The sequence below is a fragment of the Nocardia sp. NPDC056064 genome (assembly GCF_042266925.1).
Taxonomy (GTDB): Bacteria; Actinomycetota; Actinomycetes; order Mycobacteriales; family Mycobacteriaceae; genus Nocardia.
Map to the genome: position 1 here is coordinate 1 of NZ_JBHJWO010000004.1, position 15,043 is coordinate 15,043.

Below are 15,043 nucleotides of genomic sequence, written 5' to 3' on the forward strand. Positions count from 1 at the left end.
CGAACCCGGAAGCTAAGGCCACCTGCGCCGATGGTACTGCACTCGACAGGGTGTGGGAGAGTAGGACACCGCCGGAACATCATTGCGAAAGGCCCCCAGCATTGTGCTGGGGGCCTTTTTGCGTTTGTTCGTCGGCTACCGTGGAGCTATGGCGACGACGAAGATCGGCACCCACATCAACGCGTCCCGCGCGGAGGTCTACCGGCTGCTGCTCGACGGGGACGCGGTGCGGATGTGGATGGTGCCCGACGGCATGGCCAGTGAGGTGCACCGGTTCGAGGCCGAGGTGGGCGGGTCGTTCTCGATCACCCTGATCTACGACGAGGTCACCGATGCGGGGATCATTCCGCAGCACGACGCCTATTTCGGCACGTTCCGGCAGCTGACACCGGACGAGCAGGTGGTCGAGGTGCTCGAGTTCGTCACCGAGAGGCCGGAGATGACCGGTGCGCAGACGGTCACCTTCACCCTGACCGACGAGGACAGCGGTACCCGCCTCGACATCCTGCACGAGGACGTGCCGCACGGGCTGAGCCCGGCCGACAACGAACTGGGCTGGCAGATGGCGCTGCGCAAGCTCGTCGCGCTGGCCGAGCGTGGCACGGTCGACTGATCCGTAGCGCGACCGCCATTTTCGGCGTCGGCTACCCGTAAAGAGGCGTCCCTACAGTGGAGGGATGTCGTCGCCGGCTCGACACCCGTCCACCGTCGCGGACTATGACGATGCGCGACGGCGGGCGCGGCTGCGCGAAACCCGGCTCGGTCACCAATGGAGTAAGTGGCGGTGGGTCCGGCTGGCGGTGTTGCGGTGCGCGCTGGTCGCGGTGGCGGTGCTGGCACTGTTCGGCCAGTACTGGCGCTACGACATCGCGCCCGAACGCGAACGGCTCGCGCACACCACCCCGGCGCTGCTGCCCGTCGCGCCGCCGCTGCACGAGGACGGCTGGGATACCGCCGTCATCGACCTGGTCGGTCTGGGCGGGCTGAACGCGGCGCCGACCGCGGCCGCGCTGCCCTCGCTGCGGAACCTGGGCGTGGTGTGGGGGGTGCGTTACGACAACGCCGGTATCGACACCAAGGTGATCGCCGACATGATCGTGGGCGCCACCCAGCGCGCGGGAGTGCGTGACATCGTGCTGGTCGGGCACAGCATGGGTGGGGTGATCGCGCTCGAGGTGGCCCGGCACATCCATCTGGGCAGCGACCGCAGGCTGGTGGCGGTGCTGCTGGACTGCACGCCGGTGGACCTGGACGCGGTGCGGCCGCAGAGCCGGGGCCGCGGCACCGACCTGGTCCGGTTCATGGGCTGGTTGCCCGGAGCCAGGGAGAGCAGGCTGCTGCGCATGGCCGTGGAGACGACCGCGCGTCAGGACCGTTTCCTGCGGCGGGAGCGGGGAGCGCTCCCGGAGATCGATCTCGGTGAGCTGCGCGGGGCGTTCGGGGAAGTGTTGCGCGACAAGATCTTCTCGCGTGACGCGGCCAGCAACGGATTGATCGAGGCGCAGTTCCTGGCGATCGTCGCCGGTGGTGCGGCGGGGGATCTGCGGGCGCTGGCCAAGGAGTATCCGGACAAGCAGCGCCCGGCCATCGTGTTCATCCGGCCGCGCGACGGCGACCGCGACCAGGTCGTGGACGTGGAGTACTCGCATCGGGTGCTGATCGAGCTCTCCGGTGGCGTCGACGGCACGCTGCTGGTGGTGCGGCCCCGGCAGATCGAGCACGCCGATCCGCGCCAGCGGCCCGCGGAATACAACGCGGTCATCGAATCGCAGGTGCTGCCGTTCGTGCAGCGCTACCAGCGGGCGAACACGCCATGACGGGGTGTTCGCGCGGTTCGAATCACGCTAAGGCTAAAGGTATTAGCTCACCACCGTAATTGCTTCAATCCGAGCTATGCACCGACCGAATCATTTCTTGCCCGGCCTGCGTGGCCGCGCCACCGCCGCGTTTCTCGCGGTGGCAACCATCGCGACCCTCGGCCTGAGCGGGTGCTCGGGCGGCAGCGAGACGCCGGTCGGCACCCCGGACGCGCCCCTGCCGACCGAGGTCCCGCCGGGGACCACGCTGGTGGTCGCCGACCAGCAGGAGCGTCTGCAGACCGCGCTGCGGCTCTCCGGTGAACTGGACAAGCTGCCGTTCAAGATCGAGTTCGCGAACTTCGTCGGGGGGCCCGCGATCCTCGAAGCCTTCCGGGCGGGGGCGGCCGATGTCGGCCAGGTCGGTGACGTGCCGCCCATCCACGCCTTGGCCGCCGGTCAGGACGTGCCGATCGTCGGTTCGTATCAGACCAACCCGCAGGCGCTGAAACTCGCTGTGGCGCCGGGACGGTCGATCACCAAGCTCACGGATCTGAAGGGCAAGAAGATCGCCTACGCCGAGGGCACCGCCCAGCAGGCGGCCGTGCTCAAGGCGCTCACCAAGGCCGGACTGAGCACCGGTGACGTGCAGCTGGTCCGGCTGCAGCTGGCCGAGTTCCTCGACGCCGTGCGCACCGGTCAGGTCGACGTCGCCCCGCTCATCGAGCCGAACGTGACCCGGCTGCTGCGCACCCAGGGCACCTCGGTGATCGACGATTCGGAGACCGCGGGCATCTACAGCGGTCTGGCCTATGTCTACGCGCGCCGGGCCGTGGTGACCGACCCGGCCAAGGCCGCGGCGACCCGCGCGCTGGTCGGCGCGTTCGTGCGGGCCTGGCACTGGACCAACACCCACCGCGAGGAATGGGCGACCCGCTACTACGTGGAGAGCCAGAAGGTCAGCGCCGACGACGCCGCACGCATCGTCGAGTCGCTGGGCACCTACACCTTCCCGCACCTGGACCAGGCGCTGGTCGCCCGGCAGCAGACGACCATCGACGCCATCGACGCCGCGGGTGAGCTGCCCAAGAAGATCCGGGCCACCGACGGCTTCGACCTGCGCTTCGATGCCGCGATCACCGAGGCCGTGACCGCCGCGGGCGCCGCGTTCAGTCCGGCGGCGAGCTGATGGCCACGCTCGACGCCGGTGTACTGCGCCGGATCAGGGGCACGACGCAGGCACCGGCCGAGGCGCTCGCGCCGCGCGGCCGGGGCAAGCGCAGGCTGGGCCCGGGACGGCCGATCCCGTTCGGGTTCGCGCTGGGTCCGGCCCTGCTGATCGGGGTCTGGGTCGTCGGCTCGGCGGTCGGGGGAATCGACCCGGAGACGCTGCCCGCGCCGTGGACGGTCGCGCAGACCGCCGGTGATCTCCTCGCCGACGGCAGGCTGCAGTCCAACCTGCTGACCTCGCTGCAACGCGCGGTGATCGGGCTCGGGCTCGGCGTGCTGATCGGTGTGGTGCTGGCCCTGGTGGCCGGGCTCAGCCGCCTCGGTGAGGCGGTCGTCGACGGGCCGGTGCAGATCAAACGCGCGATTCCGACGCTGGCGCTGATCCCGCTGTTCATCGTGTGGTTCGGCATCGGGGAGGAGATGAAGCTGATCGTCATCACGACCAGTGTGCTCATCCCGGTCTACATCAACACCCACGCCTACCTGCGCAGTGTGGACGCGCGGTATGTGGAGCTGGCCGAGACGGTGGGGCTGTCGCGGTGGGGTTTCGTGCGGCGCATCGCGCTGCCGGGGGCGCTGCCGGGCTTCTTCCTCGGGCTGCGGCTGGCGGTGACCATCTCCTGGCTGGCGCTGGTGGTGGTGGAACAGGTCAACGCGACCAGCGGCATCGGTTACCTGATGACGCAGGCGCGCACCTACGGGCAGATCGACGTGATCGTGGTCGGCCTGGTGATCTACGGACTTCTCGGACTCTTCGGCGACCTCGCCGTGCGGGCCACGGAACGGAAGGTACTGGCATGGCGACAGACACTGGGCGACTGAGCCAGGAACGAGTGGTAGTGCGCACCCGCGCGCTGACCAGGGGTTTCGGGACGCGGGTCGTGCTCGACGGGATCGACCTCGAGATCCGGCGCGGCGAGTTCGTGGCCCTGCTGGGACGCAGCGGTTCGGGCAAGAGCACGCTGCTGCGCGCGCTGGCCGAGCTCGACGCCGAGGTGCCGGGCTCGGGCGAGCTGAGCGTGCCCACCCAGCGGGCGGTGGTGTTCCAGGATTCGCGGCTGCTGCCGTGGTCACGGGTGCTCGACAATGTCGTGCTCGGGCTCAGCGGCCGGGACGCGAAGGAACGCGGCCGGTCGGCACTGGCCGAGGTCGGCCTGGCCGGACGCGAGAATGCCTGGCCGCGTGAGCTTTCCGGTGGCGAACAGCAGCGGGTGGCGTTGGCGCGCTCGCTGGTGCGGGAACCGGAACTGCTGCTGGCCGACGAACCCTTCGGCGCCCTGGACGCGCTGACCCGCATCCGGATGCACGCGCTGTTGCAGGCGCTGTGCGCGGCGCACCGGCCCGCGGTCCTGCTGGTGACCCACGACGTGGACGAAGCCGTTCTGCTCGCCGACCGGGTGCTGGTCCTCGACGAGGGCCGCATCGCGATCGACCAGCGCATCGACACCCCGCGCCCGCGCAGGCACGCGCATCCGGAGTTCGTCCGGTTGCGCGAGGTCCTGCTCGCCGGCCTCGGCGTCGACACCACCGAATTCGAGAAAGTGAAGCAGGCATCATGAGTGCGCCCCGGCAGCTGAGTCTCAACGCGTTCATCTATCCGTCCGGTCATCACGAGGCGGCCTGGCGCCACCCCGACAGCAGGCCGGACCGGATCTACGACGTGTCCTACTACCAGGAGATCGGGCGTACCGCCGAGGCGGCGAAGCTGGACGCGGTGTTCTTCGCCGACGGCCCCGCCCTGCGCACCGATGTGCGCCACAACGCGGCGCCCGGGCTGGAACCGATCACGTTGCTCACCGCGATCGCCGCGGCGACAACGCATCTGGGCCTGATCGCCACCGCGTCGACCACCTACTACGAGCCCTACAACCTGGCCCGGCTGTTCTCCTCGCTCGACCACATCTCCGGTGGCCGGGCGGGCTGGAACATCGTCACCACCGGCACCGATCTGGCGGCGGCCAACTTCGGGCTCGACCGGCATCCCGATCACGCCGAACGCTACGCCCGCGCACGGGAATTCGTCGACGCGGTGGTGGCGCTGTGGGACAGCTGGGAGGACGATGCGATCCTGCTCGACCGGGAAGCGGGCGTCTACGCCGACCCGGACAAGATCCACCCGATCGACTTCGTCGGCGAACACCTGCGGGTGCGCGGGCCGTTCAACGCCGCGCGTACACCGCAGGGGCATCCGGTGCTGGTGCAGGCCGGTGCCTCCAACGAGGGGCGCGCCTTCGCGGGCAAGTACGCCGAGGCCATCTTCACCGCGCATCAGCGGCTCTCGGACGCGCAGGCCTTCTACGCCGACATCAAGGGCAAGGCCGCCGAGTACGGGCGCACCGCCGACGAGGTGAAGATCCTGCCGGGGATCAGCCCGTTCATCGCCGACACCGAGGAGGCGGCGCTGCGGCTCGAGCGGGAGTTCAACGAGCTCACCGTGCCCGAATACGGGCTCAAGCAGCTGGAATCCATCACCGGCACGTCGCTGCGCTCGCTGGCGCTCGACGAGCCGGTGCCGGTGGAGACCTTCGCGGGGGCGGGCGATGTCACCGACAACGCGCGCAGCCGCCTGCAGGTGGTGGCCGGGATCGTCGAACGGGAGCGGCCGACCCTGCGCGGGCTGCTGCACCGGCTGGCGGGCGCGCGCGGGCACCGGGTGTTCGCCGGGACGCCCGAGCAGGTCGCCGACACGATCGAGGAGTGGTTCACCCAGGGCGCGGCCGACGGTTTCAATGTGATGCCGCCGTACTACCCCGGTGGGCTGGAGATCTTCGCCGAGACGGTGGTGCCGATCCTGCAGGAGCGCGGGCTGTTCCGGACCGAGTACAGCGGGACCACGCTGCGCGATCACTTCGGGCTGGCCCGTCCGCAGAGCCGGTTCGCCCGCTCCGCCGCGCTCGCGGGATGAGGGCCTGCCGAGCAGATCTCGCTGTCGGCGGGCCCGCACGGTGACGCTGACGGGACGTTCGGAATCGGCCGGTGAGCAGGTGACGGGCGCGCCGCGCACGCGGCTGCGGTCGATGGCGCTGGCGGTGTTCGTGCCGTCGGCGGTGTACGGGATCGGTTCCGGCGCGGCGGCTCCCATGCTGCCGTTGCACGCGCTGGAACTGGGCGCGTCGGTGGGGACGGCGGGCGTGGTCGTGGCCATGATGGGCTTCGGGCTCATCCTGGGCGACCTGCCCGCCGGGTGGCTGGTGGCGCGGACGGGGGAGCGCCGCGCCATCGCGCTCGGCTCGCTCGCCTGCGCGGTCGGGCTGCTGATCGCCATCCTCGCGCCGAACATCGCGGTGTTCGCGCTGGGTCTGCTGGTCAACGGTGCCGCGGGGGCGGTGTGGGGGCTGGCCCGGCAGACCTATGTCGTGACCATGGTGCCCGGTGCGGACCGGGGACGGGCGTTCTCGGCGCTGGCCGGATGGATGCGGTTCGGGTTCTTCGCCGGGCCGTTCCTGGGCGCGGGCGCCGTGCACTGGCTCGGGCCGGTCGGCGGGCTGTGGATCCAGTTCGTGGCCACCGTCATCGGCGGCGTCATGGTGTTCGCCATGCCGGAACCCGAAGGCGCGCCCGCGGTGGTCAGCGATCACACGATCCGGTCGGTGGTGGTGCAGCACCGCAGGCTGCTCGGCACGCTCGGGCTCGGTGCGCTGCTGATGGGCGCGGCGCGGGCGGCCCGGCAGTCGTTGCTGCCGCTGTGGGCGGTGCACATCGGGGCGGACGCGGCCACCACCAGTCTGGTGTTCGGTATCGCGGGCGCGGTCGACGTGCTCATGTCCTATCCCTCGGGCATCCTGCTGGACCGCTACGGCCGCCGCGCCATCGGTGTGCCCGCCATGATCGGCTTCGCCGTCGGGTACGCGGTGCTGCCGTTCGCCGGGTCGGTGGCCGGATTGACGGCGGTCGCGGTGCTGCTCGGCTTCGCCAACGGGCTGAGCAACGGCGTGATCATGACCGTGGGCGCCGATGTCGCCCCGCCCGAACAACGCGCCGAATTCCTCGGCGCCTGGCGGCTCACCCACGACATCGGCATGTTCGCCGGGCCGATCGCGGTCGGCGCGATCAGCGCGGTGACGGTGCTCGGCGCGGCCGCGGGCACCCTCGCGGTCGCGGGACTCGGTGGCGCGGCGGCGATGTACCGCTGGTTCCCGGGGCGGGTGACGGCATCGGTCACGGTGGTCGAGACGGGCGCCGGGCAGGCCGAGCGTGGTGCGGGTGTCGTCGACTGCGGTCCGGCTGTTCAGGAAACGTCGCCGACCAGCGGTGACGCGGTCCACGCCGGGTCACGGCCGGTGAGTGCGAGCAGCCGGTCGAGTAGTGGTGCGGCGGGGTCGACGGCGACCTCGGGGCCGTAGACACCCATCTCGCGGCCCTGCTGGGCGGTGGCGGTTGTCTCGGCGAGGGCGTAGGCGAGGAGGTCTTGGTTCCAGTCGACAATGACGTCGACGGCGCGGGCGAGATCCCAGCCGTGGACGATCAGTTCGCCGGCGACCATGCCGCCGACCAGCGGGGCGGGCAGTTCCATGGGACCGCCCATGACGGTGACGCCCTGCCAGGCGGCCGGGTCACGCCACGCGTCGGTGAGCGCGTCGAGATGGGCTTGCAGGGCGGCGATCCCGTCGCTGCGGTCGCCGCCCGGCCCGCCGTCCGGTGGGGCCACCATCTCCTTGCGCGCGGCCCCGATCAGCGACGGACCCCAGAACAGCAGGTGGTCGATGAGGCCGCGGACATCGAGGTCGGCGCAGGGTGTCGGCGCGGTGAGCTGATCAGGGGTGATGGCGCGCAGCAGCGCGGGCCAGGGGGCCGCGGCCTGGGCGATGCGTTCGGTGTCGGACATGCTTCGAGCCAACCACCACCGCGTGGCCGCTGTCTTGAACGAACGCGACATACACTCGCCGCATGGGGCGCGATCCGCGGGAACTCGGCGGTGCGTGGCAGTCCGCGCAACGCCACAGCTTCCGCGCGCCGTCGAGTGCGCTGGCACTCTATGTCGACCGGTACTGGGCGGTGTCGTGGGAATACGACCGGCCCTACCGGCAGTTGGTGGTGCCGCTGCCGCAGGTGCATCTGAGCTTCCACCACGATCACGCCGAACTGCACGGACCCTGCTCCACCCACGTCCATCGCGACTTGTCCGGTGCGGGTTCGGTCTTCGGTGTCGCGTTCCGGCCCGGCATGTTCGGGGTGTTCCTCGGTGCGCCGGTGGCGAGTCTGCGTGATCGAATGGTCGACGCCACCACGGTTTTCGGGTCCGGACTGCCGATGGTCGCGGACGCCGCCACGGTCGAGCGCTTCCTGCTCGCCCGGCTGCCGGCATCCGATCCGCTCGCCGAACTCGCCGCCGAGATGGTGACGACCATCGCCACCGATGCCGCGGTGACAAGGGTGGACACCCTGGCCGGGCGGTTCGGGATCGGGGTGCGGCGGGTACAGCGGCTCTTCGCCGACCATGTCGGGATCGGGCCGAAATGGGTGATCCGCCGCTATCGCCTGCACGAGATCACCGAGCGGCTCGCCGCCGGGGGCGAGATCGACTGGGCCTGCCTGGCCGCCGAACTCGGCTATGCCGATCAGGCCCATCTCAGCCGTGATTTCCGCCGGATCTTCGGCGAACCACCGACCGGCTACGCGCAGCGCTACGGGCCGGGGTGAGTTCAGCGGATGCGGGCGCCGAGGATGCTGCGGACACCGGCGAGGAACAGTTGCAGGCCGAAGTCGAAGCGGGCGGTGGCGTCGGGGGTGTCGAGCAGCGGGGAGGAGTCGTCGGGGAGGGCGCCCGCGGAGTCCATCTGCATGCGGGACTGTTCGTCGACGGTTTGGCCGAGGACGTAGTAGAGCAGGGTGTAGGCCGTGAGTTCGGCTTCCTCCCTGGTCATTCCGGCCCGGATGACGATGCCCGCCAGGCGTTCACGGGCCTTGCTGGTGGTCAGTCGCGAGGCGTAGGTGGCCGAGACGAGCTCGGCGCCGTCGCGGTAGGCGAGCAGGCAGTCGCGCAGACGGTGGGCCAGTTCGGTGACCTGCCCCTGCCATTCGACGGCCGCGACGGGCTCGTCCATGGGCGCCAGGATCCGGTCGGCGACCGCGCCGAGCAGGCTCTGCTTGTCCTTGACGTGCCAGTACAGCGCGCCGGGCTGCACCTGCAGCGAGCCCGCCAGCCTGCGCATGGTCAGGTCGGCCAGGCCGTACTGGTCCAGGATCTCGACGGCGGCATCGACCACATCCGTCTTCCGCAGTTGCACGCGCGTCCTTCCGTCCGATTCGCCGACCCGGGTGTGATGGCTCACTCCCAGCCGCTACCCTATCCTGAACACCGTTCAAGTTGTGCGGCCACGCCGGGTGGATCACACCCCTCGCGCCGCGCGAACCCCGACGAAGGGACAACACGTCGTGACGCAGGCACCCGTCCAGACCGACATTCTGGCCATCGCCCGTGAGCAGGTGCTCGAGCGCGGCGAGGGCCTCACCGAGGAGCAGACCGTCGAGGTGCTGCGCCTGGGTGACGACCGCCTGGAAGCGCTGCTCGAGCTCGCCCACGAAGTGCGGATGAAGTGGTGCGGCCCGGAGGTCGAGGTCGAGGGCATCATCAGCCTCAAGACCGGCGGCTGCCCCGAGGACTGCCACTTCTGCTCGCAGTCGGGCCTGTTCCAGTCGCCGGTGCGCGCGGCCTGGCTCGACATCCCCAGCCTGGTCGAGGCGGCCAAGCAGACCGCCAAGACCGGCGCCACCGAGTTCTGCATCGTCGCCGCCGTGCGCGGTCCGGACGCGCGCCTGATGGCCCAGGTCGCCGCCGGTGTCGAGGCCATCCGCAACGAGGTCGACATCCAGGTCGCCTGCTCGCTGGGCATGCTCAACCAGGAGCAGGTCGACCAGCTCGCCGCCATGGGCGTGCACCGCTACAACCACAACCTCGAGACCGCCAAGTCGCACTTCCCGAAGGTCGTCACCACCCACACCTACGAGGAGCGCTGGGACACCCTGCGCATGGTGCGCGAGGCGGGCATGGAGGTGTGCTGCGGTGGCATCCTCGGCATGGGCGAGACCATCGAGCAGCGCGCCGAATTCGCCGCGCAGCTGGCCTCGCTCGAGCCCGACGAGGTGCCGCTGAACTTCCTCAACCCGCGCCCCGGCACCCCCTTCGGTGACCTCGAGGTGCTGCCCGCGGCCGACGCGCTGCGTGCCATCGCCGCCTTCCGCCTCGCGCTGCCGCGCACCATCCTGCGTTTCGCCGGCGGTCGCGAGATCACCCTCGGCGATCTCGGTGCCAAGCAGGGCATGCTCGGCGGCATCAACGCCGTCATCGTCGGCAACTACCTGACCACGCTGGGCCGTCCGGCCGAGTCGGACCTGGACCTGCTCGGCGAGCTGAAAATGCCGATCAAGGCCTTCAACGACACCCTCTGACACGACGGCACAGTAGGGTGACAGACATGGACGAGCGCTACAACCCGTTCACCGGCAAGCGGATCGTGCCCGGTCTCGACGACGCGATGCCCACCGCCGCCGCACTCGGGCTCGAACCGCCCCGGTTCTGCGAGCAGTGCGGGCGCCGGATGATCGTGCAGGTGAGTCCCGACGGCTGGTGGGCCAAGTGCTCCCGGCACGGGGTCATCGAGTCGGCGCAGCTGGAACGCCGCTAGTGCTCGGCGCGCGGCCGCGTCCGGAGGTGTTGTGGCGCGAGGTGATCGGGGTCGGTCTCGTGGCCGGCCTGGTCCTCGTGGCCGGTGTGGTGGCCGGGATCGTCTGGGGTGTGCTCGCGCCGACCCAGCGGCTGCGGGTGACCACGCCGGAGAAGGGAGTGCCCCTCACCGGCGAGAGCATGCACCTGTTCGACGGGATCGCGATATTCCTGTGTCTGGGCGCGGTGGTCGCGGTGCTGAGTGTGGCCGCGGCCTGGCGGGTGCGCGGTGCGCGCGGGCCCGCGCTGGTCGTCGGGCTGCTGGCGGCCTCGGGACTCGGTGCGGCCGTGATGATGTGGGTCGGGGAGTGGGTGGCGCAGGTGCGGCATCCGCGTCCCGACCATCCCGCGATCGGGCAGATCGTGGCGCTGCCCGCCGAGGTGGGCACCGATCTGGTGTTGCTCGTGCAGCCGCTGCTGGCCGCGCTGGTACTGCTGTTCCTGGCCGCGCTGCATCCGCGCACCGATCTCGGTTCGGGCACCGCGGGCCTGCTCGGTGACCTGCGACCGGCCGAATTCGACGACTATCCGGTGCACGACGCGGCCCAGGAATATCGGCCGAGCGGCGATTTCGACGCGAGTCCGCAACCCCGGGCCTGAGCCCCTCCCGATCGCTACCATCGCGAGTATTCGCAGGTGGGCGGCTCGGGAGGAGCGGTCATGGGATTCATCGGTGGCGGCCCGGTCGTCGAAGAGCTGGACGCGAAATTCTGGCGGCTCACCGAACCGCTCACGTATCAGGGGGCGGTCGAAACCTTCACCGTGCCCGCCGGATTCCGCACCGACTTCGCGTCGGTGCCGCGCCCGCTGGTCTGGTTGATCCCGCGCTACGGCGCCTACACCCGCGCGGCGATCCTGCACGACTATCTGTGCCGCGGCGCGGAAGTGAGCCGGGCCGACGCCGACGGCATCTTCCGGCGCTGCCTGCGCGAGTTCCGGATCTCGGTGCCGCGGCGCTGGATGATGTGGGCGGCGGTGCGGCTGGGTTCGCATCTGCGCGGCGCCACGGTGGGTGATGTGCTGCGCTGGTTGCTGATCGCGGTGCCCTCGCTGGTGTTCCTGGCCCTGCCGGTCACCGTGGTGACCACCTTCCTGCTGCTGTTCTGGCTGGTCGAACTGGCCTTCTGGGCGGCGAGCAGGCTCGCCAGGCGCACCACCGTGCCGCCGCCGGCCCCGCAGATGAAGACCGCCTAGCGCCCGTGTGATTCACCCGGAACGGGCGATGCCCGCGGCCGGTGGGCGCTCTAGCGTCGGGAACGACAGTGGTCCGCCCACCGCCAGGAGGCCCCGATGCGTCTGCCCGAGCGGGCTTCCGAACCCGCGACACCGGAATGGTCGATCCCACGCGGGCTGATCGTCCTGCTGGCGGTGGCGGCGAGCGTGGTGGCCATCGGCGGTATGAAGGCGTTCTCCGGGGTGATCGGCCCGACCTTCCTGGCCCTCATGCTCACCATCGCGGTGCAGCCGGTGCAGGAGTGGGCGCGCAAACGCGGCTGGCCCGCCTGGCTGGGCATGCTGTGCGCGCTGTGCGCGGTGCTGTTCATCCTGATCGGGCTGGTCGGGGCGCTGGCGCTGTCGGCCTATCAATTGGCCTCGCAACTGCCCGAATACACCGCGCGGCTCAACGATCTGCTCGGCTACGCGCGCGATCTGCTCGCCGATCTGGGGGTGAGTACCGAACAGATCCAGAAGGCACTGCACAACATCGACATGAGCAAACTCGTCGGCCTGGTCGACGACCTGCTCGGCGGCGCGATCGGCGTGTTCTCGAATCTGTTCTTCGTCGTCGCGCTGCTGCTGTTCATGGCGGTGGACGGGATGAGCATCCGCCAGCGCATGGGCGTGGTGGCGCGGCAGCGGCCCGCCATCGCGCACGCGCTGGGCGAATTCGCCTACGGCACCCGCAAATACCTGGTGGTCTCGACGGTGTTCGGCGCGATCGTCGCGGTGCTCGACGGTGGCGCGCTGTGGCTGATGGGGGTGCCGCTGCCGCTGCTGTGGGCGCTGCTGTCGTTCATCACCAACTACATTCCCAACGTCGGGTTCGTCATCGGCGTCATCCCGCCCGCGCTGCTGGCCCTGCTCGACAGCGGGCCGGTGCTGATGATGTGGGTGATCGTGGTCTACTCGGTGATCAACTTCGTGATCCAGTCGATCATCCAGCCCAAATTCGTCGGCGACGCCGTGGGATTGAGCGTCACGCTGACCTTCCTGTCGCTGGTCTTCTGGACCTGGGTGCTCGGCGGTCTCGGCGCGATCCTGGCCGTCCCGCTGACTCTGCTGGTGAAGGCGCTGCTGCTCGACATCGACCCCTCGACCCGCTGGGCCGACGTGCTGATCGGCGCCCCACTGAACAAGAAGGAACTCGCCGAGGAGAAGGAGTCGCCGTGACCCCCGCCCGCTCGGCACCGCATCCGGTCCGGCAGGGGTTCGCCGGGGGCATCACCATGCTGATCGTGGTGTTGCTGCTCGTGTCGAGCATCCTGTCGATCCTGCGCGGGATCGCCCTGCTCGCGGGCGATCTGTTCGTCCGGGTTCCCGACTATGCCTACGCGTTCGACCCGGTCACGTGGGGCTGGGTCGATCTGGCGCTCGGCCTCACCGGCGTCTGCGTCGCCGTCGGGCTGATCCTCAGCGCCACCTGGGCGCGCGTCCTCACGACCTGCGTGGTGGCACTGTCGATCGTGGGCAGCTTCCTGTCGCTGCCCTACCACCCGTGGTGGTCGGTGATCGTGATCGCCCTCGACGTGATCGTCATCTGGGCGGTGTCGAACTGGGAGCCCTACCACCTCTGACCCGCCGGAAAACCGGTGGCGCCCACGACCAGCCGTCTCTACCGTTGACCGGTCACCATTCCCCGGGGGAGGACCCGATCGTGCAGACCACCGACCAGAAGCCCACCGAACGCCCCGATCTCACCGCTTGGCGCCACCGTCACGCCCTCCGCACTTCCAACGCCGCCACCCCCGTCCCGAGCGGGCGTCGCTACCGTCGCTCCGACAAGCACCGGAACCGCAGGTACGAGTAGGTACCCTGGGGTGATGAACACTTCGGGGGACGAGTGGGTTTCGGTGGTGCGGTACGACAATGTCGCCGGGGCACCCCGGCCGAAGAGCGCGCTGCGGGGTTGACTGCGGGAGCGGGGGATCGACTGGATGCCGTTCTCCTGGGACGAGATCGGGTTCGATCTGTTCCGGGTGCGGCATGCGGACGGGCGGATGGGGTGCGTGGCCGGGGTCCGGGTGCGGGCCGGTGCGCTGTGGGCGTTGGGGCTGCATCCTGATCAGCCGTCGTCGCGGGTGGTGGGGCCGTCGCCGCCCGGGTGGTGGCATGCGGCGGGGGAGCGGAGTCCGTGGGCCCGATGGTGATGGGGCGCCCCGGGTTTCGGCCGGGGCGCCCGGGATCACATGTCGAGGCCGAGGTCCAGGACGCGGACGGAGTGGGTGAGGGCGCCGATGGCGAGGTAGTCGACGCCGGTGCCCGCGTAGTCGGCGGCCTGGTCGAGGGACAGGCCACCGGAGGACTCGAGTTTCGTGCCGGGGGCGGTGGCGTCGCGGCGCTGGACGGCGGCCTGGGTCTGCCAGAGCGGGAAGTTGTCGAGCAGGACGAGTTCGACGTTCTCGGCGAGGACGGCGTCGAGCTGTTCGAGGCTGTCGACCTCGACCTCGCAGTCGATCTCGGGGGCCAGTTCGCGCACCGCGCGCAGGGCGTTCACCACCGACCCGGCCGCCACGACGTGGTTGTCCTTGATCAGGGCCGCGTCGCCCAGGCCCATGCGGTGGTTCACGCCGCCGCCCACGCGCACCGCGTACTTCTGCAGGGCGCGCAGGCCGGGCAGGGTTTTGCGGCTGTCGCGGATCCGGCAGCCGGTGCCCTCGACCGCGTCGACCCAGGCCGCGGTGGCGGTGGCGATGCCGGACAGATGGCAGACCAGGTTGAGCATGGTCCGCTCGGCGGTGAGCAGACCGCGGGTGGGCGCGACGACGCTCAGCACCGAGGTGCCGGGCTCCACCCGGGTGCCGTCGGCGACCCGGCCGGTGATCTCGTAGCTGTCCGCGCCGAGCACCTCGTCGAGCACCAGCAGCCCGACGTCGATCCCGGCGACGGTGCCGTGCTGGCGCGAGACCACCGACGCCTTGCTCACCGCGTCGGCGGGCACGGTCGCCACGGTGGTGACATCGGGCCCGTAGCGCAGGTCCTCGTCGAGGGCGCCGCGGATCAGCGTCAGCAGTTCGTCACGGTCCAGAGCGGCATCCAGTGCCATCACTGCACTCCTGTTCTCCGGCGCGCGGGGCGCCGGGTCGATCCGGTGGCGACGCCGTGCGCGCCACCGGTGGTCTCGCCCGGGGACCAC

The 15,043-nt window shown here is 70.4% G+C and carries 17 protein-coding genes; 14 read left to right on the top strand and 3 right to left on the bottom strand.

Annotated features, from left to right (window positions below):
- The first annotated feature begins 148 nt into the window (after window positions 1–148).
- From ACFC06_RS27740 to ACFC06_RS27770, 7 genes are all read left to right on the top strand, one after another.
- Entirely contained in the window at window positions 149–613 is a 465-nt protein-coding gene (locus ACFC06_RS27740) for an SRPBCC domain-containing protein (RefSeq protein WP_375937976.1), read from the top strand.
- A 64-nt stretch (window positions 614–677) separates the two neighbouring features.
- Complete coding sequence (locus tag ACFC06_RS27745) at window positions 678–1,817, top strand: alpha/beta fold hydrolase (protein ID WP_375937978.1); 1,140 nt, start codon at window positions 678–680, stop codon at window positions 1,815–1,817.
- A gap of 76 nt (window positions 1,818–1,893) precedes the next feature.
- Entirely contained in the window at window positions 1,894–2,985 is a 1,092-nt protein-coding gene (locus tag ACFC06_RS27750) for an ABC transporter substrate-binding protein (RefSeq protein ID WP_375937980.1), read from the top strand.
- The gene (locus tag ACFC06_RS27755) at window positions 2,985–3,848 is read left to right on the top strand and encodes an ABC transporter permease (protein ID WP_375937983.1); all 864 of its coding nucleotides are present in this window, start codon (window positions 2,985–2,987) and stop codon (window positions 3,846–3,848) included. The genes ACFC06_RS27750 and ACFC06_RS27755 overlap by 1 nt, the downstream gene beginning before the upstream one ends.
- A complete protein-coding gene (locus tag ACFC06_RS27760; RefSeq protein WP_375937985.1) occupies window positions 3,824–4,585 on the top strand; it encodes an ABC transporter ATP-binding protein in 762 nt (253 codons plus the stop codon). The genes ACFC06_RS27755 and ACFC06_RS27760 overlap by 25 nt, the downstream gene beginning before the upstream one ends.
- Complete coding sequence (locus ACFC06_RS27765) at window positions 4,582–5,931, top strand: LLM class flavin-dependent oxidoreductase (RefSeq protein WP_375937988.1); 1,350 nt, start codon at window positions 4,582–4,584, stop codon at window positions 5,929–5,931. Before ACFC06_RS27760 ends, ACFC06_RS27765 begins: the two co-directional genes overlap by 4 nt.
- 40 nt (window positions 5,932–5,971) lie before the next feature.
- The gene (locus ACFC06_RS27770; protein WP_375937990.1) at window positions 5,972–7,369 is read left to right on the top strand and encodes an MFS transporter; all 1,398 of its coding nucleotides are present in this window, start codon (window positions 5,972–5,974) and stop codon (window positions 7,367–7,369) included.
- On the opposite strand, the gene ACFC06_RS27775 is transcribed toward ACFC06_RS27770, so the two are convergent.
- Window positions 7,255–7,851 (bottom strand): TIGR03086 family metal-binding protein, encoded by a 597-nt coding sequence (locus ACFC06_RS27775; protein ID WP_375937992.1) that lies wholly within the window; start codon window positions 7,849–7,851, stop codon window positions 7,255–7,257. The genes ACFC06_RS27770 and ACFC06_RS27775 overlap by 115 nt on opposite strands.
- A gap of 62 nt (window positions 7,852–7,913) precedes the next feature.
- Between ACFC06_RS27775 and ACFC06_RS27780 the strand changes: the two genes are divergently transcribed.
- Window positions 7,914–8,666, top strand: coding sequence for a DUF6597 domain-containing transcriptional factor (locus tag ACFC06_RS27780; RefSeq protein ID WP_375937994.1), 753 nt, complete (start codon window positions 7,914–7,916; stop codon window positions 8,664–8,666).
- Between the two features lie 2 nt (window positions 8,667–8,668).
- On the opposite strand, the gene ACFC06_RS27785 is transcribed toward ACFC06_RS27780, so the two are convergent.
- Entirely contained in the window at window positions 8,669–9,253 is a 585-nt protein-coding gene (locus ACFC06_RS27785; RefSeq protein WP_375937997.1) for a TetR/AcrR family transcriptional regulator C-terminal domain-containing protein, read from the bottom strand.
- A 148-nt stretch (window positions 9,254–9,401) separates the two neighbouring features.
- Here ACFC06_RS27785 and bioB point away from each other — a divergent pair, with 148 nt between their 5' ends.
- From bioB to ACFC06_RS27815, 6 genes are all read left to right on the top strand, one after another.
- Window positions 9,402–10,415, top strand: a complete 1,014-nt coding sequence (gene bioB / locus ACFC06_RS27790) for a biotin synthase BioB (RefSeq protein WP_375938000.1) — start codon at window positions 9,402–9,404, stop codon at window positions 10,413–10,415.
- Between the two features lie 26 nt (window positions 10,416–10,441).
- Entirely contained in the window at window positions 10,442–10,651 is a 210-nt protein-coding gene (locus tag ACFC06_RS27795) for a hypothetical protein (RefSeq protein ID WP_375938003.1), read from the top strand.
- Between the two features lie 41 nt (window positions 10,652–10,692).
- Complete coding sequence (locus tag ACFC06_RS27800) at window positions 10,693–11,289, top strand: DUF2567 domain-containing protein (RefSeq protein WP_375938004.1); 597 nt, start codon at window positions 10,693–10,695, stop codon at window positions 11,287–11,289.
- Between the two features lie 60 nt (window positions 11,290–11,349).
- Window positions 11,350–11,883, top strand: a complete 534-nt coding sequence (locus ACFC06_RS27805) for a DUF1353 domain-containing protein (protein ID WP_375938007.1) — start codon at window positions 11,350–11,352, stop codon at window positions 11,881–11,883.
- A gap of 96 nt (window positions 11,884–11,979) precedes the next feature.
- On the top strand, window positions 11,980–13,080 hold the full coding sequence (locus ACFC06_RS27810) for an AI-2E family transporter (RefSeq protein WP_375938010.1): 1,101 nt from the start codon (window positions 11,980–11,982) through the stop codon (window positions 13,078–13,080).
- Entirely contained in the window at window positions 13,077–13,484 is a 408-nt protein-coding gene (locus tag ACFC06_RS27815) for a hypothetical protein (protein WP_375938013.1), read from the top strand. The genes ACFC06_RS27810 and ACFC06_RS27815 overlap by 4 nt, the downstream gene beginning before the upstream one ends.
- Before the next feature lie 608 nt (window positions 13,485–14,092).
- Here the strand turns inward: ACFC06_RS27815 and nadC are convergent.
- Window positions 14,093–14,953 carry a carboxylating nicotinate-nucleotide diphosphorylase gene (gene nadC, locus ACFC06_RS27820; protein ID WP_375938016.1) on the bottom strand — a complete coding sequence of 287 codons (861 nt, stop codon included), beginning with the start codon at window positions 14,951–14,953 and terminating at the stop codon, window positions 14,093–14,095.
- Between the last annotated feature and the right edge of the window lie 90 nt (window positions 14,954–15,043).

What these genes read in the sequence shown, in the direction of transcription:
- ACFC06_RS27740 (WP_375937976.1), top strand. Translation starts at nt 149, where the DNA reads ATGGCGACGACGAAGATCGGCACCCACATCAACGCGTCCCGCGCGGAG.
- ACFC06_RS27745 (WP_375937978.1), top strand. Translation starts at nt 678, where the DNA reads ATGTCGTCGCCGGCTCGACACCCGTCCACCGTCGCGGACTATGACGAT.
- ACFC06_RS27750 (WP_375937980.1), top strand. Translation starts at nt 1,894, where the DNA reads ATGCACCGACCGAATCATTTCTTGCCCGGCCTGCGTGGCCGCGCCACC.
- ACFC06_RS27755 (WP_375937983.1), top strand. Translation starts at nt 2,985, where the DNA reads ATGGCCACGCTCGACGCCGGTGTACTGCGCCGGATCAGGGGCACGACG.
- ACFC06_RS27760 (WP_375937985.1), top strand. Translation starts at nt 3,824, where the DNA reads ATGGCGACAGACACTGGGCGACTGAGCCAGGAACGAGTGGTAGTGCGC.
- ACFC06_RS27765 (WP_375937988.1), top strand. Translation starts at nt 4,582, where the DNA reads ATGAGTGCGCCCCGGCAGCTGAGTCTCAACGCGTTCATCTATCCGTCC.
- ACFC06_RS27775 (WP_375937992.1), bottom strand. Translation starts at nt 7,851, where the DNA reads ATGTCCGACACCGAACGCATCGCCCAGGCCGCGGCCCCCTGGCCCGCG.
- ACFC06_RS27780 (WP_375937994.1), top strand. Translation starts at nt 7,914, where the DNA reads ATGGGGCGCGATCCGCGGGAACTCGGCGGTGCGTGGCAGTCCGCGCAA.
- ACFC06_RS27795 (WP_375938003.1), top strand. Translation starts at nt 10,442, where the DNA reads ATGGACGAGCGCTACAACCCGTTCACCGGCAAGCGGATCGTGCCCGGT.
- ACFC06_RS27805 (WP_375938007.1), top strand. Translation starts at nt 11,350, where the DNA reads ATGGGATTCATCGGTGGCGGCCCGGTCGTCGAAGAGCTGGACGCGAAA.
- ACFC06_RS27810 (WP_375938010.1), top strand. Translation starts at nt 11,980, where the DNA reads ATGCGTCTGCCCGAGCGGGCTTCCGAACCCGCGACACCGGAATGGTCG.
- nadC (WP_375938016.1), bottom strand. Translation starts at nt 14,953, where the DNA reads ATGGCACTGGATGCCGCTCTGGACCGTGACGAACTGCTGACGCTGATC.